This window comes from [Borrelia] finlandensis, assembly GCF_030438365.2.
Lineage (GTDB): Bacteria > Spirochaetota > Spirochaetia > Borreliales > Borreliaceae > Borreliella > Borreliella finlandensis.
Genome location: NZ_CP124070.1, coordinates 135,669 through 153,490, shown reverse-complemented (window position 1 = coordinate 153,490; position 17,822 = coordinate 135,669). Strand labels below are relative to the sequence as shown.

14 protein-coding genes are annotated in these 17,822 nt (G+C 29.9%); 11 read left to right on the top strand and 3 right to left on the bottom strand.

All coding sequences use genetic code 11. The features are described from left to right. Nucleotides 1–10: 10 nt before the first annotated feature. Nucleotides 11–622, top strand: coding sequence for a superoxide dismutase (locus tag QIA19_RS01290; protein WP_301365252.1), 612 nt, complete (start codon nucleotides 11–13; stop codon nucleotides 620–622). Nucleotides 623–684: 62 nt separating this feature from the next. Here the strand turns inward: QIA19_RS01290 and nagB are convergent, their stop codons facing one another. Then, nucleotides 685–1,491, bottom strand: coding sequence for a glucosamine-6-phosphate deaminase (nagB, locus tag QIA19_RS01285; RefSeq protein ID WP_301365250.1), 807 nt, complete (start codon nucleotides 1,489–1,491; stop codon nucleotides 685–687). Between the two features lie 26 nt (nucleotides 1,492–1,517). Continuing rightward, complete coding sequence (gene nagA, locus QIA19_RS01280; RefSeq protein ID WP_301365247.1) at nucleotides 1,518–2,723, bottom strand: N-acetylglucosamine-6-phosphate deacetylase; 1,206 nt, start codon at nucleotides 2,721–2,723, stop codon at nucleotides 1,518–1,520. 190 nt (nucleotides 2,724–2,913) lie between these two features. Between nagA and fliD the strand changes: the two genes are divergently transcribed. From fliD to QIA19_RS01255, 5 genes are all read left to right on the top strand, one after another. Continuing rightward, nucleotides 2,914–4,911, top strand: coding sequence for a flagellar filament capping protein FliD (gene fliD, locus QIA19_RS01275; RefSeq protein ID WP_301365245.1), 1,998 nt, complete (start codon nucleotides 2,914–2,916; stop codon nucleotides 4,909–4,911). 123 nt (nucleotides 4,912–5,034) lie between these two features. Beyond that, nucleotides 5,035–6,048, top strand: a complete 1,014-nt coding sequence (flaB, locus tag QIA19_RS01270) for a flagellin FlaB (protein ID WP_301365244.1) — start codon at nucleotides 5,035–5,037, stop codon at nucleotides 6,046–6,048. 151 nt (nucleotides 6,049–6,199) lie between these two features. Then, nucleotides 6,200–7,318: an ATP-binding cassette domain-containing protein gene (locus tag QIA19_RS01265; RefSeq protein WP_301365242.1), complete on the top strand. Its 1,119-nt coding sequence runs from the start codon at nucleotides 6,200–6,202 to the stop codon at nucleotides 7,316–7,318. A 6-nt stretch (nucleotides 7,319–7,324) separates the two neighbouring features. After that, nucleotides 7,325–8,224: an ABC transporter permease gene (locus QIA19_RS01260; protein ID WP_301365240.1), complete on the top strand. Its 900-nt coding sequence runs from the start codon at nucleotides 7,325–7,327 to the stop codon at nucleotides 8,222–8,224. A 12-nt stretch (nucleotides 8,225–8,236) separates the two neighbouring features. Beyond that, complete coding sequence (locus QIA19_RS01255; protein ID WP_301365238.1) at nucleotides 8,237–9,109, top strand: glycine betaine ABC transporter substrate-binding protein; 873 nt, start codon at nucleotides 8,237–8,239, stop codon at nucleotides 9,107–9,109. On the opposite strand, the gene yidD is transcribed toward QIA19_RS01255, so the two are convergent. Further along, on the bottom strand, nucleotides 9,098–9,388 hold the full coding sequence (yidD, locus tag QIA19_RS01250; protein ID WP_363322305.1) for a membrane protein insertion efficiency factor YidD: 291 nt from the start codon (nucleotides 9,386–9,388) through the stop codon (nucleotides 9,098–9,100). The genes QIA19_RS01255 and yidD overlap by 12 nt on opposite strands. A gap of 127 nt (nucleotides 9,389–9,515) precedes the next feature. Here yidD and QIA19_RS01245 point away from each other — a divergent pair, with 127 nt between their 5' ends. The 5 genes from QIA19_RS01245 (at nucleotide 9,516) to QIA19_RS01225 (ending at nucleotide 17,818) form a co-directional block, all read left to right on the top strand. Beyond that, complete coding sequence (locus QIA19_RS01245; RefSeq protein WP_301365236.1) at nucleotides 9,516–10,751, top strand: TolC family protein; 1,236 nt, start codon at nucleotides 9,516–9,518, stop codon at nucleotides 10,749–10,751. Nucleotides 10,752–10,762: 11 nt separating this feature from the next. Further along, the gene (locus QIA19_RS01240; RefSeq protein WP_301365234.1) at nucleotides 10,763–11,716 is read left to right on the top strand and encodes an efflux RND transporter periplasmic adaptor subunit; all 954 of its coding nucleotides are present in this window, start codon (nucleotides 10,763–10,765) and stop codon (nucleotides 11,714–11,716) included. A gap of 18 nt (nucleotides 11,717–11,734) precedes the next feature. Beyond that, a complete protein-coding gene (locus QIA19_RS01235) occupies nucleotides 11,735–14,947 on the top strand; it encodes an efflux RND transporter permease subunit (RefSeq protein WP_301365232.1) in 3,213 nt (1,070 codons plus the stop codon). A 1-nt stretch (nucleotide 14,948) separates the two neighbouring features. Next, entirely contained in the window at nucleotides 14,949–15,266 is a 318-nt protein-coding gene (locus QIA19_RS01230; RefSeq protein WP_301365230.1) for a PG0541 family transporter-associated protein, read from the top strand. Between the two features lie 659 nt (nucleotides 15,267–15,925). Then, a complete protein-coding gene (locus QIA19_RS01225) occupies nucleotides 15,926–17,818 on the top strand; it encodes a long-chain fatty acid--CoA ligase (protein ID WP_301365228.1) in 1,893 nt (630 codons plus the stop codon). The last annotated feature ends 4 nt before the right edge of the window (nucleotides 17,819–17,822 follow it).

Sequence of the window (17,822 nt, the reverse complement as noted above, 5' to 3'; positions counted from 1 at the left end):
GAGGTTTTTTATGTTTAAGCTGCCAGAACTTGGTTATGATTATGATGCTGTTGAGCCTTATATTGATGCTAAAACTATGGAAATTCATCACAGCAAGCATCATAATGGTTTTGTAATGAATTTGAATTCTATTTTGGAAAAAATGGGAAAAATTCATTTAACAGATGTGTCAAACATATTAAAAAATATTCATGATTTTCCAGAAGAATTTCAAACTTTAATAAGAAATAATGCTGGTGGTTATTCTAACCATACTTTATATTTTAGAACTTTAAGGCCAGGAAATAAGGATAATCTTTTTGAAAGGTTTAAAGATGATATTAATGCAGCTTTTGGAAGCCTAGATGTTCTTAAGGCCGATTTGAAAGATACTGCAATGAAAATTTTTGGAAGTGGTTGGGCATGGTTAGTATTGTGTCCTGAGAGTGGCCTTAAAGTGATTTCAATGCCTAATCAGGATAGTCCTTTGATGAATTCTTATAAGCCTATTTTAGGTATTGATGTTTGGGAGCATGCCTATTACCTTAAATATCAAAATAGAAGAATTGAATATGTCGATGCATTTTTAAAGGCTTTAAATTGGGAAGAAGTTTCAAAAGTTTACAATGAAGTGATCAATTAGCCTCTATTTAATAAAGATTTTCAATTCTATATTTAGTATTTTACTTTAAAATTTTAAGCAATTTATTTTAAGTCATTATTAAAGTTTTCTCTTTCTATGTCATTAAAGTATTCTACTGTTCCAACTTTTAATTCGTGAGTTGCATTTTTGTCAGATACTATGATTGCATTTTTATGTAGTTGGAGTGCACTAATTGTCCATATGTGGTTAATGCCTTTTTCAATGGCATGCTTTAATGCTCTTGCTTTGTTATGTCCATTTACTATTATTAAAACTTCTTGTGAATCCATGATAGTTCCAATTCCAACAGTTAGTGCATTTTTGGGAACTTTGTTTACATCGCCTTCAAAAAATCTTGAATTAGCAATAATTGTATCTTGGGTTAAGGTTTTAATTCTTGTTCTTGATGTTAAGGAGGAGCCCGGCTCATTAAAAGCAATGTGACCATCGGGGCCTATTCCCCCTACAAAAAGCATTATTCCCCCGAAAGATTTGATTTTTTTTTCATATTCTTCACATTCTTTTTTGAGATTTGAAGCATTTCCGTTTAGTATATTTATGTTTTCTTTTTTAATGTCAATGTGGGAAAAAAAATTGTTCCACATAAATGAATGGTAACTTTCAGGATGATTTTCTTCAATTCCTATGTATTCATCCATATTAAAAGTTATGACATTTTGAAATGAAATTTTTTTACTTTTATTCAATTCAATTAAGTTTTTGTACATGCCAATCGGAGAGCTTCCTGTTGGAAGTCCAAGGATAAATGGATTTTCTTTTGTTGGAGAAAATTCCTTAATTTTTTGTGCTACATGATTAGCTGCCCATTTTGATATGTCTTCGTATGTGGGTCTGATTATTAATCTCATTGAGATCTCCTTAAAATTAATTAAAGTTAGAGATTGTTAAAAATTATTTTAGATTCTATCATTGTTAACTTTAGATTAAAATCTTTATCTAGGACATTGATGTTTGCATCATATCCATGACATATTAAGCCCTTTTTATCAATATTGAGAATTCTTGTTGGATTGTAAGAGCTTGCTTGAACAGCATCGCTTAAGCTGAAACCAAATTCTACTAAATTTTTAAGACCTTGTATCATTGTGAGTGTTGATCCAGCTATTGTGTTGCTTTTCACGCTATGAAATAATCCATCTTCTGCAATATAAACCTCGTCTCCGTTTGCAATTAGTTTTCCACAAGTTTGACAATTCGGAGTAAGCCCGTCAGTTACAAGGACTATTTTACTTATATCTTTAAGCTTTCTAAGCATTAAAATTAATTTTGGGTGTATATGGTGGCCATCTGCAATAATTTCGCAAGAAACATCGCCATGTATTAACACCGCTCCTATTGCATTTGGATTTCTGTGATCAAGTTTTGACATTGCGTTGAAAAAATGGGTTGTATGAAGTATTCCAACTTGAAATCCTTCTATCATGTTTTCATATGTTGCATTTGTGTGTCCCGCTTGAAGGTTTATATTGTTTTCAAGACAAAATATTGCAAGCTCTCTCATGCCCTTAAGCTCAGGAGCAACAGTCATTGTGTTTATATGTGTTTTTCTTTTGCCGTTTGATCCTGTAAATACTCCGCCAGCTGCATCTATTAGTTTTTGCATAACTTCAATACTAGGTTCATGAAGGTGAGAAACAGGATGAGCTCCTTTTTTTTCAGGAGAGAAAAATGGTCCTTCAAGGTGAAGTCCCAGAATTTTAGCTCCCTTTTCTTTACCAATTGCTGCTATGCAAGCTTTTATTGTTTCAATCATTTCATCTATTGGTCTTGGATAAAGGGTTGGTAAAAATCCTACTACACCGTATTGTGCTAAATGTTCTGACATTTTAAGTATCGATTCTGTTGAGCACTGGTCTGTCCCATGACCGTGAAATCCATGAATATGATTATCGTAAAGACCAGGAGTTATATAATTGCCCTTTGTGTCAATCATTTGGTATTCTTTGAGATCCATTTTTTTAAGTCTGTCAGACGTTACAATATCAAAAATTTTATTATCTTTAATTAGAACCGCTGAGTTATCTAGTTTATCATTTCCAGTTAAAACGGATTTTGAGTTAAATAAGCAAAAATTTGGCATTTTTCATTTTCCTTTTATTTATTTTATTTTACTATAAGCATTAATCTTTTTTAAAGCTTATATTTTTTATTTTAAAGTGTTTGGATGCTTAAGGATTAATGTTTTTAAAATTTATTTTATTTTTTTAATTATACGCTATATTTTGTTTTCAATTTTATTAATGATATAATTTACCCCGGAGGGCATTATTTTGGCATCAGGATTTTTTGTTCCTGGACTTGAGAGTAAATACAATACTAAAGAAATTCGTGAATCCATGCTTAAGTCCGATAAGGCTAAAATTGATTCTTCTTTTAAGAAACTTGAATCTTTGGAGCAAGAGAAAAGTGCTTGGCAGTTAATTAATAGAAAAATCTCTACTTTAAATTTTCTTGCAAAAGAACTTACATCGCTTAACAGTCCTTTTAATCTAATGTCAGGAAATTCTAGTAATAGCGAAGTTTTAACTTTGTCTACTAGATATGGATCTAAGAATGAGACCCATAAATTAATTGTTGATCAAATAGCGTCAGCTGATGTGTTTTTGTCTTCAAATTTTGATCCTAAAAAAGTTACAATTCCAGTGGGAGATTATATATTTTTAGTTGGCAAGAAAGAAATTAATGTAAAAAGTAATGGCAACATTGATTTACTTGTGAAGGATATTAATAACAAGGGAAAGGGCTTTTTATCTGCAAAAATAGTAAAAAGTGATAAAAATGGAAATAGTCGTTTTGTTTTACAATCCTTAAAGGAAGGCAAAGAAAATAAGCTTGTTATCAAAGGGGAAGGATTGTCTTTTGCTAAGCAAATTGGAATTTTAAGTGAACTTAAAACCAATTTTAATCCTAATCTTTCAGACATTGTTGTAAATCAATCTAGCAGTAACAATAAACTTGCTTTTGAAAACAATAGTCTTGTTTTAAATCCGCTTTCAGAAGTATCAATTGAAATTCCTGAAGATATTGAAATTACATCTAGGAGTAAGATTAAATTTGAAGTTAGGTATTTTGATACAGGCTTGGAAGAGTCTGATAGTAAGATTATTTTTAATCCCGGAGGGGCTACATTTAAGGATGCAAAAGTTGAGAGTGAAGATAGTGTAGTTGATCTTGGAACTGATTTAAAAACTCCTTTGGAAAAAAAATATATTCAAATGAATATGGTTAAAATATGTAGCAAGGAAGGTTCTTTAGAGCTTCCTTTAATAAATATTTCAAATAATTTTGAAGAAGTTGAAGTTGATGTTGGAGCTCTTTCTAATCTGGAAGAAATAAATATTGAAAATAAAGCAAATAATAAAGTAATTGTGATTAGCAATGTTGAAATTTTTGATCCAAAAAATAGAGATGGGCATTTGCCAATAAATGCTAAAAGTTTTGCTGAAAATGCAAAAATTAAATTTGATGGAGTAGATGTTGAGAGAGATTCAAATGTTATAAATGATTTGGTTCCAAATGTGACATTAAGTTTAAAAAAACCCTCAAGTGATATGGTTGAGGCTAAAATTGAACCTGATTATGAGGGGATTAAGAGGGTTCTTTTAGATTTTATTGGTGCTTATAATGAGGTTCTTGCTGAGATTAATATTGTAAGCTCTAATGGAGATCAGCCTAATAATCAAAAGTCTAATATAGTTGAAGAGCTGACTTATCTTAGTGATTCTCAAAAAGAAGAGGCTTATAAAAATTTAGGTATTCTAAGGTCTGAATTTTTATTGAAAAATCTTAAGTCCAGGCTAGAGTCAATAATTTTTAAGCCTTATGTTACTAGTGATCCTAATTTTTCAATAATTAATCAGATGGGAGTTTTTACAAATTCCATTTCTTCTTCTGGTGGACTTTCTAGATATTTAAGACTTGATGAGAAAAAGTTTGATGAATCAATTCGCAATAATATTGATAATGTTAGAGAGCTTTTTTTATATGATCTTAATGGTGACAGAGTATATGATAATGGAATTGCTAAAATGCTAGGAGATTGCCTGTCGCCTCTTGTGGCTTCCGGAGGAGTTATTTATAATAAAATAAAGAATTACGACTTGAAAATTTTTAATCAAAAAAATAAAGTTGAAGATTATAAAAAGAAGTACGAAGACAGAGAGAGAAAAGTGGAAGGTGAGCTTAATACCTTGGATTTTACCGTTAAGCGTATGAAAGATCAAGAAAATACATTAAGGGCTTTTGATTTTAATCAAAGAAATAAATAATAATTATTTTTAATGCTATTGCTATCTGCGTTTCTTTTTTTTAAATTTTTGTGCTATTCTTTTTAACAGGCAAAAGGATTTGCCAAAACCAAATAATTAAATTTTATCATGGAGGAATGATATATGATTATCAATCATAATACATCAGCTATTAATGCTTCAAGAAATAATGGCATTAACGCTGCTAATCTTAGTAAAACTCAAGAAAAGCTTTCTAGTGGGTACAGAATTAATCGAGCTTCTGATGATGCTGCTGGCATGGGAGTTTCTGGTAAGATTAATGCTCAAATAAGAGGTTTGTCACAAGCTTCTAGAAATACTTCAAAGGCTATCAATTTTATTCAGACAACAGAAGGGAATTTAAATGAAGTAGAAAAAGTCTTAGTAAGAATGAAAGAATTGGCAGTTCAATCAGGTAACGGCACATATTCAGATGCAGACCGAGGTTCTATACAAATTGAAATAGAGCAACTTACAGACGAAATTAATAGAATTGCTGATCAAGCTCAATATAACCAAATGCACATGTTATCAAACAAATCTGCTTCTCAAAATGTAAGAACAGCCGAAGAGCTTGGAATGCAACCTGCAAAAATTAACACACCAGCATCACTTTCAGGGTCTCAAGCGTCTTGGACTTTAAGAGTTCATGTTGGAGCAAACCAAGATGAGGCTATTGCTGTAAATATTTATGCAGCTAATGTTGCAAATCTTTTCTCTGGTGAGGGAGCTCAAACTGCTCAGGCTGCACCTGTTCAAGAGGGCGTTCAACAGGAAGGAGCTCAACAGCAGCCAGCACCTGCTACAGCACCTTCTCAAGGTGGAGTTAATTCTCCTGTTAATGTTACAACTACAGTTGATGCTAATACATCACTTGCTAAAATTGAAAATGCTATTAGAATGGTAAGTGATCAAAGGGCAAATTTAGGTGCTTTCCAAAATAGACTTGAATCTATAAAGAATAGCACTGAGTATGCAATTGAAAATCTAAAAGCATCTTATGCTCAAATAAAAGATGCTACAATGACAGATGAGGTTGTGGCAGCTACAACTAATAGTATTTTAACACAATCTGCAATGGCAATGATTGCGCAGGCTAATCAAGTTCCTCAATATGTTTTGTCATTGCTTAGATAAAATTTTAGTTTAATTGATGCAAATTATTAACAAAAGATCCTTTAAAGGATCTTTTGTTTTTTTATTTCGGATCGGCAAAAATTTAATAATTTTAGTATAATTTATAATGATGTGTTATAAAGCATAATGCAGGCTTATTGAGGAGTTTGCTTTGAGTAGGGTTGCTGTTAAAATTAAAGATTGTTATAAAGTATTTTCGTATTATGTTGACAAAAAGCAGATAAGTCGAGCTATAAAAGACTATGAAGATGGCAAAGATAGAATGCAAATCTACAAAGAATCTTCTATTTTTATTGCAAATGCCAATATTAATCTTGATGTTTATGAAAATGAAATTTTAGTTATTATGGGTATGTCGGGCTGTGGCAAGTCTACTTTAGTCAGGTGTTTAAATGGTATTTATAAAATAGATTCAGGATCTATTTTGGTAAATAATATGGAAATGAATGCTATAAATCGCAAAGATCTTTCTAATTTAAGAAAAGATAAATTTGCAATGGTTTTTCAAAATTTTGGACTTTTCCCCCATATGAATGTACTAAGAAACGTTACATATGGACTTGAGGTTAAGCATATCCCCAGAAAAATTAGAGAAGAACTTGCTATTGAGGTGTTAAATCTTGTGGGCCTTGAAGACTCAAAATATAAGTATATTAATGAACTTTCTGGAGGGATGAAACAAAGAGTTGGAATAGCAAGAGCATTGGTGGTTAATCCAGATATTCTTTTAATGGATGAAGCTTTTTCGGCACTTGATCCTTTAATTAAAGGAGAAATGCAGGAAGAACTTTTGAGGCTAGTAGCTAAGCTTAAAAAAACAGTTGTGTTTATTACTCATGATTTAAATGAAGCTTTTAAATTGGGACATAGAATTGCTTTTATGAGAGATGGAAAAATTATTCAAGTTGGCAAACCTTTAGAAATTTTAGCTAATCCTAGTACAGATTTTATATCTGATTTTATTAAAAATTTACCTGTTTTAAATATTTTAAAAATAAAAGATATTTTAAAAGATGATTTTGATTTAAACTCTGGTAGTGATAATGGCTTAAATGTTGTTATTAAATGTCAAGGTGAAAATTTTAGTTTGTATGACAAAGTTCTTAACAAAAGGTATGATAATCTTGTATCTTTAAATTTAGATCTAAATGATGAGATAAAAAAAATTGTTGAATATTTAAATAAGCAAGATTATTTAATAATAAAAGAAAAGGGAACTATTGTCGGATATATTAGTTTAAATGAAATCTCTTATTTATTATCAAGATAGGAATTTATGACTAAAGATTTTTTTATATTAAAAATAGATAATTTTTTTGATTTTTTGGTTGATAATTTTTCAATTTCTGATGGGGTAGGTTTTTCTAAAAGTATAATTTTTTTATATGAAAATTTAAAAAATTTATTTCTTTTTGTTAATCCACTTCTTTTTATTTTGACTATATGTTTGCTAAGTTTTGTTTTCTTAAAAAAGAGATTAATATTTTTAATTTTACCCGGATTCTTTTTTATTTTGTATTTTAATCTTTGGGAAGCTTCAATGGATACAATAGCTATTATATTTGTTTCTGTATTAGTTTCTGTTATTTTGGGAATTCCTATAGGCATTTTGGGCGGATATTTCCCAAGATTTTATGTTTTTTTGAAACCTATTCTAGATTTAATGCAAGCCATGCCCCCTTTTATTTACTTGATTCCCGCTATTCCTTTTTTTGGAATGGGTACAGCTTCTGCTATTTTTGCTACAATAGTTTTTGCTATGCCTCCTGTTATTAGATATACAAGACTGGGAATTGTTCAAGTTTCAGATGAAGTAATAGAGGCAGCTAAGTCCTTTGGTAGTAGCAATTTGCGTATTCTTTTTCAAGTTCAGCTTCCCCTTTCTCTTCAAAGTATAATTGAAGGTATTAATCAGTCAATAATGATGGCGATATCTATGATAGTAATTGCTGCAATGGTTGGATCGTCTGGTTTGGGCAGAACTGTGATTTACTCCATAGAAAGATTAAATTTTGGTGAGGGTTTAATATCTGGATTAGCAGTTGTTATTATAGCTATTATTTTAGATAGGATTATGCAATCTATCTTTATTAAATTTAGCTATTTAAACACAGATCATTATAGTGGAAAGAAAGAGAATAAATTTAAAAGATTCTTAGAAATCTATAATAAATAAGGAGGATATTTTATGTATAAATTATTTTTATTTTTTATTATTCTTATGTTTTTGTCTTGTGATGAAAAAAAGATTTCAAAGAATTTGAAATCGGTAAAAATTGGATATGTGAATTGGGGCGGAGAAACAGCAGCTACAAATGTATTAAAGGTTGTTTTTGAGAAAATGGGCTACAATGCAGAAATATTTTCAGTTACTACATCTATAATGTATCAATACTTAGCATTTGGAAAGATAGATGGTACGGTATCTTCTTGGGTTCCTACAGCCGATAAATTTTATTATGAAAAACTGAAAACAAAGTTTGTTGATCTTGGTGCAAATTATGAAGGAACTATTCAGGGTTTTGTGGTGCCAAGCTATGTTCCAATTTCCAGCATTAGTGAGCTTAGGGGTAAAGGCGATAAGTTTAAAAACAAAATGATTGGCATAGATGCTGGCGCGGGAACTCAAATTGTTACAGAACAAGCGCTTAATTATTATGGATTAAGTAAAGAGTATGAGCTAGTTCCTTCAAGTGAGAGTGTTATGCTTGCAAGTTTGGATTCTTCAATAAAGAGGAACGAGTGGATTTTAGTTCCTTTGTGGAAGCCCCATTGGGCTTTTTCTAGGTATGATATTAAGTTTCTTGATGATCCTGATTTAATTATGGGGGGAATTGAGAGCGTGCATACTCTTGTTAGACTTGGTCTTGAAAATGATGATTTTGATGCATATTATGTTTTTGATCATTTTTATTGGGGTGATGATTTAATATTGCCTTTAATGGATAGAAATGATAAAGAGTCAGGCAAAGAATACCGCAATGCAATTGAATTTGTAGAAAAGAATAAAGAAGTTGTAAAGATGTGGGTTCCAGAAAAATATAAGACTTTATTTGATTAATCTTTTTTTAAATTCTTTTAAAGATTCTAAAATAGGGTTGTATTCAGGAATAAAATCGCTTCCTCCTTTGAATAATGCGTTACATCTTATTATTCTTAGTGTCATTAATATTAAGGCCGTTAAAAAATTGTATTTTTTAAGACATTCAATTGAATATTTTGAGCAAGTAGGTTTGTATATGCATTGTAGTCCAAATATTTTAGATAAAGTATTTTGGTAAATTTTTATTAGAAAGATAAGAGGATAATTTAAGATAAATAAAATCTTGAAAATGTTCATACTTAGAATTGTATTATATTATAATAATTAATCAAATGAATTGAAAATATTAATTAAGTTTTATAACTTTAAAGTTTTGATTTTTATTATAAGGGGGCTTCAAATTAAAAAAATTTTTTTAATTTTTATGACTGTCTCTTTTTCTTTTGCTGAAATTATTCAAATATCACCCAAACAAGCTGTAAATATGGCCTTAGAAAATAGCTTGGATTCAGAAAATGCTTTGTACAAGGAAAATATAAAAAAACTTTATAAAAATAATGCATGGAATGTTTTTGTTCCAAATGTTAACCTTAGCTCTACACTTAGTAGAAATCCTTCTGCTTTGAGTGAGCTTGAGAGAGATTATTGGGGGTTTGGGTTTGGAGTTGGGATTAATCTTTCTTTGTCCCCTTCTGTTTTAAAGAGAATGCAACTTGTTATGTTGGAATATGAAAGTGCAAAAATAGAAAGGGAGAGTGCTGTTCGTAATATCAAGCTAAATGTTCTTAAGTCTTACAATCAATTAATAGCTTTAAAAAGCACTTTGAAAGTTTTTGAGAGTCAAATACAAAATAGTAAACTTAAATTTGAACAAGCTAGAATTGCTTATAACAATGGACTAATATCGGAAATAGATTTCCTTGATGCGCAGCTTAAGTATAAAAAATCTCAACCAGATTTGGATGGTCAGATTATTAATTTTGAAAAATCAAAAGAAATTTTTAAATTATTAATAGGATTAGATCCAGATCAAGATTTTGAAATTATTGGAGAATTGCCAGACGAAACAATAGATTTTTCTCTATTTAATGAGGCATTAAATTTTAATGAATCATTAGAGATTAAGGATTTGAATATGCGCTTAAAAATGATCGAGCAGCTTATTGATTCGCTTTGGCTAGATACCTATTTGCCAAGCTTTTCTTTGTCATTTTCTTACTCTCCTTATAAATCATTTCATGAAAATTCTAAAGGTTTTTCAACTGGATTTTTAGCATCCTTTAGTTTAAATTATGGTTTAACTGAAATATTTCCATTTTCAAAGAGTTTTACAAAAATACAAGATAATAACTATCAGCTAAAAATACTACAAAACAATGTTGAAGGTAAAATTAGGAATTTAAAATCTAGTATTGTGCAAAAAAGAAAGGATATTAGAAGATATAAGGCGATTCTTGATGCTTCTAAAATTAATGTAGAATTAGCGAATAAAAATTATCAAATGGCATTTAATGCTTTTAATTCCGGAGTCATGGATCTTTCTAAATTAAATGATATTGAACTTGTTTATAAGCAGAGCGATTTGAAGTTCATTGAAGATAAATTAAATTATGCCAATTCTATACTTGAATATAAAAATTTAATAAATTCATTAGACTAAGAGGTATTTTGATGAATTTGATTTTTAATATTAATTTATATTTAAAAAAATATTTTTTAGTTTTATTCTTAGTTTTAGTTGCCTGTGTTGGTAAGAACAAGCTAGATGACAAAAATATTGATAAGGAGAAAGAAAGTCCTTATAGATTCCCAGTAATTGCTATGAAAGTTAAAAAGGGAATCTTAAGCGATTATTTGTCTTTAAATGGAGATGTAGATACAAAAGTTAAGGCAGATATTTTTCCAGACGCTGTGGGCAAAATAACTTCTTTGAGAATAAAACTTGGAGCTTATGTTCAAAAGGGACAAATAGTTGCAACTCTTGATCCCTCAAGACCTGGTTCTGTATATTTGAAAAGCCCTGTTAGAGCGCCAATATCAGGATATATTTTAAATATTACAAAAAAAATTGGTGAAACAGTTAATCCCCAGTCCAACATAGCAGTAGTGGGAAGGATAGATGCAAGGCAAATTTTAACCTATGTGTCTGAGAAATACATTTCAAATATTAAAGTTGGAAATGATGCTATTATTGAGGTTGGAGCTTATTCTAATGAAAAGTTTAAAGCTAAAGTTTCAGAAATATCTCCTATTTTAGATTCTAAAAGTCGAACTATCGAAGTATATCTTACGCCTATTGGTAGTAATTTAGATAAACTGATTATTGGTATGTTTTCTAAAATCAAACTTATTACTAAACGATTTAAAGATGTAATTAAGATTCCAAGAGAGGCTGTTGTTGAGAGAGAGGGCAAAAAATTTGTATTTAAGGTTGATTTAGAGAGTAAGAGTGTTCAAATGTTGCCCATTACAGTGCTTTTTGAAATAGATAACATTGTAGCTCTTTCGGGCGAGGTTGAAGAGAATGATTTAATTGTAGTAGAAGGCATGTCTGCTCTTTCTAATGGAGCTCTAATAAATTTGGTAGATACCAAAGAGGGTCTTTCAGCTGAAAGCAATATTTAATTTATTGGGGGATGTGTTATGTTGGTAAAGAGAATAGTTGGCAAACCAATAACAATGTTAATTTTATTTTCATTGTTATTGATGATAAGTTTGTATACCTTTTCAAGATTAAAAGTAGACCTTTTGCCGGGAATTGATATTCCCCAAATAAGTATTCACACTGTTTATCCTGGCGCTTCTCCTAGAGAAGTTGAAGAGAGTGTTTCTAGAGTCCTTGAGAGTGGCTTGAGTTCGGTAAAGAATTTAAAAAATATATATAGTGTATCTTCCAAAGAAAGCAGCACCGTTTCACTTGAATTTTATCATGGAACCGATTTAGATTTGGTTTTAAATGAAATTCGAGATGCTCTTGAATTGGTAAAATCTTCATTGCCCAGCAAATCGCAGGCCCCTAGAATTTTTAGATACAATCTTAAAAATATCCCTGTAATGGAAATTGTTATTAATTCTGTAAGGCCAGTTTCTGAGCTTAAAAGATATGCCGATGAAATCATTAAACCTGGGCTTGAAAGGCTTGATGGAGTTGCAATTGTTACTGTTAATGGTGGAAGTAAAAAGCGTGTTTTAATTGAAGTTTCTCAAAACAGGCTGGAGTCTTATGGGCTTTCTTTGTCAAGAATATCTTCAATTATAGCATCTCAAAATTTGGAACTTTCAGCTGGCAATATATTGGAGAACAACTTGGAATATTTGGTTGAAGTTTCTGGAAAATTTAAATCAATTGAAGAGATAGGTAATGTGGTCATAGCTTATAAGATACCCGACATTTCTTCTGGCATAAATTTATCTCCTATTGAGATAAAACTCAAAGATATTGCTAATATTAAAACTGATTTTGAAGATTTATCTGAATATGTTGAATATAATGGGTTGCCTTCAATTTCTTTGTCGGTTCAAAAACGTAGTGATGCTAATTCTATTGCAGTTTCTAATGTTGTTATGAATGAAATAGAAAAATTGAAATTATCTATGCCTAAAGATATGAGATTGGAGATTGCTTCTGATAGTACCGATTTTATTAAAGCGTCCATTTCAACGGTTGTAAATTCAGCCTATTTTGGGGCCATGCTTGCAATATTTGTTATTTTTTTCTTTTTAAGAAGCTTTAGGGCCACAATAATTATTGGAATTTCTATTCCAATAGCAATTGTTTTGACCTTTTGTTTAATGTACTTTGTAAATATTTCCCTTAATATTATGAGTCTTGCAGGTCTTGCACTTGGGATTGGAATGGTTGTTGACTGTTCAATTGTTGTAATAGACAACATATACAAATATAGGCAAAAAGGAGCAAAGCTTATTTCGTCTTCCATTCTCGGGGCTCAAGAGATGATGCTGCCTATTACATCCTCAACTTTTACTTCTATTTGTGTTTTTGGTCCATTTCTTATTTTCAAATCAGAACTTGGGGTCTATGGAGATTTTTTTAAAGACTTTTCATTTACGATTGTTATTTCTTTAGGTGTTTCTCTTTTAGTTGCGATTTTTTTGGTTCCTGTTTTATCAAGCCATTATGTCGGTTTATACACAAGTTTCCAAAAAAATATTAAGAATCCTTTTATTAGGAAAATTGATGCTTTTTTTGCTAGTATTTATTATTTTTTAGAATTTTTGTATATCAATTTATTAAATATAGTTTTAAATCACAAATTGATTTTTGGGTTGATTGTTTTTTTTACTTTTATTGGTAGCTTGCTTTTAGGATTATTGCTAGATGTGACAACTTTTGCTAGAGGCAAAGAGAACTCAATTACTATTAATTTAAATTTTCCCCATAAAACTAATTTGGAATATGCAAAATTTTATTCTAATAGATTTTTAGAAATTGTAAAAAGTGAGGCTAAAGGATATAAAAGCATTATTGCTACTTTGCATGCTGATAGAATAATTTTCAACGTATTGTTCCCTCTCAAGGAAGAATCAAGAGATAAGTTGATCCAAAACATAGATTACGATGCTGTTAAATATAAAATTATGAATCGTATTGGAAATCTTTATCCCGAATTTAATATTGATCCTTCCAGTGGTAATGCTTTGGGTGGTGGAGATTCTATTAAAATTAAAATTTCGGCCAATGATTTCGAATATATAAAAGATTATGGAAAAATTTTAGTTTCCATGTTAAAAAAGGAAATTCCTGAACTTGTAAATCCAAGGCTTAGCATAAGTGATTTTCAACTTCAAATTGGCGTTGAGATAGACAGAGCGCTAGCTTATAATTATGGCATTGACATGAATACTATTTTAAATGAGTTGAAGGCCAATATTAATGGTGTTGTTGCTGGGCAATATGTGGAGAAGGGACTTAATTATGATATTGTTCTTAAGCTTGATAGAATGGATGTTAAAAATTTAAAAGATTTAGAAAAAATATTTATTACAAATTCATCTGGAGTTAAAATTCCTTTTTCATCAATAGCCACCTTTGAAAAAACCAATAAAGCCGAATCTATTTACAGAGAAAATCAAGCTTTAACCATTTATCTTAATGCGGGTATTTCTCCAGATGATAATTTAACCCAAGTAACTGCAAAAGTTGTAGATTTTATTAATAATAAGGTGCCTCATAAAGAAGGCATAGTTCTTAAGGTTGAAGGAGAATATAATGAATTTTCAAATATCATGAATCAGTTTAAAATAATCATTATGATGGCTATTATTGTTGTGTTTGGTATTATGGCTTCTCAATTTGAATCTTTTCTAAAACCCTTTATTATTATTTTTACAATTCCTTTAACGGCAATAGGGGTTGTGCTTATACATTTTCTTGCAGGAGAAAAACTTTCTATTTTTGCTGCAATTGGTATGCTTATGCTTGTTGGTGTTGTGGTAAATACGGGAATTGTTCTTGTAGACTATACTGGTTTATTGATCAAGAGGGGATTTGGCCTAAGAGAAGCAATTATTGAATCTTGTCGTTCAAGGCTTAGGCCAATTTTAATGTCTTCTCTGACTTCAATAATAGGGCTTATTCCAATGGCATTTTCTAGCGGAAGTGGAAATGAACTTCTAAAACCAATTGCATTTACTTTTATTGGCGGAATGACAGCTAGCACATTTCTTACTTTGTTTTTTATTCCCATGCTTTTTGAAATTTTTTCCAACATTGTTTCAAGTTTCAAATCTAGGCTAAAAAGAGTGACGTTCAATTTAGATGTTGAAAAATCATTCAAAATTAATAATTCAACTAAAAGCAGTTATGATGATTTATTTGAAGAAGATGGGGAATGATATGACTAAATTTTATAATTATAGGATTGAAATAGTTTCTAACTTATCTTTAGAGCTTGATGTTTTTGAATGTATAGAAAAAATAGAGCAAGAGTTAGGAGAGTCTATATATTATTCTAAGATAGGAAATGTTTATGGAAAAGGTAAGAAGGGGGAAAAGCATGGTAATGGTGTTTGGCCTGAAGAAAATTTTATTTTGATTATTTATACCTCCAATCAGTCTATTGTTGATCGATTAAAGGATATTGTGGATGATTTGAATCGTTCTTACCCTACAGAAGGGATTAATTTTTTTGTTTTGAGAAATTCTCAAGGGTAAAATTTTATTTGCTGTTTTGGTTAACAAGGGAATAATTAATAATTTTTCAAAAATTATTAGAATATTATAGACACGCGATCAAAGTTTGTTTGTGGGTGTTTTGTTTTAAATGATAAATATTTATTACAAAATAAATTTTATTATTTTATTTCAATAGCTACAAAAATTTTTTCTTTACATTCTTTTATTAAAGTCAGGGTCAATATATTTTATAGGCGTATTCATCGTATTCAAGCAAAATCAGATAGATATGATCAGATAAATATATTTTAAGGCCTATGAAAATTATATTTCCTGTATTTCTGAAGAAAAAATAAGAAGATTTTTTAGAAAGAGTGATGGATTGTTTTAAAAGTGATAAAATAGATCCTAAACATTGTTTTTATATTTGTGAAAATAATTGGATAATATTTAATGCTTTAGGTATTTTGAGAAAAAAATATTACTTGCTAAAATATTAAAATTGAAATTTACTTTTAGATTTTCAATTATTTTTTTATTAAAATATTTTTTTAAACTTTGTTTTGATTTTTTAGGGTTTTGTTAATTAATCGCTTTCTGTATGTTTTTTACAACAGGAGGGCTTTATAAATAATCTTTATGATTATGGTTAATAATGATATAATAAACCATGTTAACTTTTTTAAAAGGAGGATTATATGTCAATAGCAAAGGCATTCTTTGAAGTGGCTGATCAACAAAAAGATAAAATTGCTCAAATATATAAAGTTTGCAATGGATATGCCCATGTTACTTATGGCGACTTAAAAAACAATGTTTTAAAGCTTGCTTCCTTTTTAAAGTCAATCAATGTTAAACATCAAGATAAAATATTTATTTGCTCTGAGAATAGGTCTGAGTGGACTGTGATAGATTTTGCAATTTTATCTTTGGGTGCCGTTGACATTCCAAAGGGTTCTGATGTTACTCTTTTGGAAGCGGAAATTATTTTTAACTCCGTTCTTCCAAGTGTAGTTATTTTAGAAAATTTAAATCTTCTTAATATGTTTATTCAAATTAAATTTACAGTAAAGCCAATATTTATTATTATTGAAAATTTAAACCAAGAGGATAGATTAAAATATAGTGATTTCGAAATTTATACTTATAGCGATTGTATTTTATTTGGAGATAACTTAAGAAAAGATTCAGAAATTATTGAGATTGCAAGTAAAGTTGATTCTAATGATATGGCAACAATAATATATACTTCTGGAACAACAGGCCATCCAAAGGGGGTAATGCTCAGCCATGCCAACCTTCTTTATCAGGTTTCTAGCTTTAGTTTAATGGTTGATACGCATGTGGGACAAATATTTATGTGCATTTTGCCAATTTGGCATTCTTTTCAAAGGTCTTTTTCTTACAATATTTTCCTCAAGGGTATGGTTTGTTTATTTTCCACCATTGTTCCAAGGGCAATGCTTGATGATATTAAAAATATTAATCCTCATTATATTGCAGCTGTTCCTAGGCTTTGGATTGCAATAAGACAAAATATTTACAAAGAAGTTTCTAAGAAACCGTTTATTTCTAGAATGATTTTTCATTTTTTTGTAAAAGCGGCATTTCTTAGCGATATTTGCTATAGGGTGGTAATGGGGCTTTATCCAGACAACGGGTTTAGTTTATTTTTCCCTATAAAGAAAATTTTAGGAATATTTGGATTAATCTGCGCATTTCCTTTTAAGGCTTTGGGGAATATTTTAATTTTTAATAAAATAAATAAGATCTTGGGCAATAATTTTGTTGTTGGGATTACTGGTGGCGGGAGTATGCCGTTGTCTGCTGTTAGATTTTTTAATTCAATTGGTATTGAACTTGCCAATGCTTATGGATTGACAGAAACCTCGCCTGGAGTGGCTTCTAATAAGCATAAAAAAGTGATTATTGGGACTTGCGGTAAAATTTTGCCCGGAACTCTTGCTGAGATTAGAGATACTGATGGGAATAAGCTTAAAAAGCCTGGAAAGGGAATTTTGTTTGTAAAAGGGCCTCAAGTAATGCTTGGATATTACAAGGACAAAGAAGCAACTTGTAAGATTATTGGTTCTGATGGGTTTTTAAACACGGGTGATATTGCAAAATTATCTAAGGATAATGTTGTTCAAATTATTGGTCGAGAAAAAGATACAATTGTTTTGAATAATGGAGAGAATGTTGAGCCTGCTCCAATTGAGATTAAGCTTGAAGAATCAGCATTAATAGAAAAAGCAGTTGTTGTAGGGCAAGATCAAAAATTCTTAGGCGCTCTTATTCTTCCAAATTTTGAAGAAATAAATAAATATCTAGAAAGTGTTGGGCAAAAAATTTTTGATGCTAATAATAGGCGTCAAATTATTGCAAATAATATTGTTCTTAAGGCCATAAATGATGAAATAAAAAAATTAATCAATAAAGCTAATGGATTTAAGCCTTTTGAGCAGATATTAAAGTTTACTCTTTTAGAAAAACCATTTGAAGTTGGTAAAGAAATGTCCATTAAAATGGACATTAAGCGAAGCTATATTTTAAATTTTTATAAAAATGAAATTAAAAATTTATTTATTTAATTAA

Bases quoted from the DNA above. Each gene is read 5' to 3' on its own strand.
- flaB (WP_301365244.1), top strand. From the start codon at position 5,035: ATGATTATCAATCATAATACATCAGCTATTAATGCTTCAAGAAATAAT.
- nagB (WP_301365250.1), bottom strand. From the start codon at position 1,491: ATGAGATTAATAATCAGACCCACATACGAAGACATATCAAAATGGGCA.
- QIA19_RS01290 (WP_301365252.1), top strand. From the start codon at position 11: ATGTTTAAGCTGCCAGAACTTGGTTATGATTATGATGCTGTTGAGCCT.
- yidD (WP_363322305.1), bottom strand. From the start codon at position 9,388: ATGAACATTTTCAAGATTTTATTTATCTTAAATTATCCTCTTATCTTT.
- QIA19_RS01225 (WP_301365228.1), top strand. From the start codon at position 15,926: ATGTCAATAGCAAAGGCATTCTTTGAAGTGGCTGATCAACAAAAAGAT.
- QIA19_RS01230 (WP_301365230.1), top strand. From the start codon at position 14,949: ATGACTAAATTTTATAATTATAGGATTGAAATAGTTTCTAACTTATCT.
- QIA19_RS01255 (WP_301365238.1), top strand. From the start codon at position 8,237: ATGTATAAATTATTTTTATTTTTTATTATTCTTATGTTTTTGTCTTGT.
- QIA19_RS01240 (WP_301365234.1), top strand. From the start codon at position 10,763: ATGAATTTGATTTTTAATATTAATTTATATTTAAAAAAATATTTTTTA.
- QIA19_RS01260 (WP_301365240.1), top strand. From the start codon at position 7,325: ATGACTAAAGATTTTTTTATATTAAAAATAGATAATTTTTTTGATTTT.
- QIA19_RS01245 (WP_301365236.1), top strand. From the start codon at position 9,516: ATGACTGTCTCTTTTTCTTTTGCTGAAATTATTCAAATATCACCCAAA.
- QIA19_RS01235 (WP_301365232.1), top strand. From the start codon at position 11,735: ATGTTGGTAAAGAGAATAGTTGGCAAACCAATAACAATGTTAATTTTA.
- nagA (WP_301365247.1), bottom strand. From the start codon at position 2,723: ATGCCAAATTTTTGCTTATTTAACTCAAAATCCGTTTTAACTGGAAAT.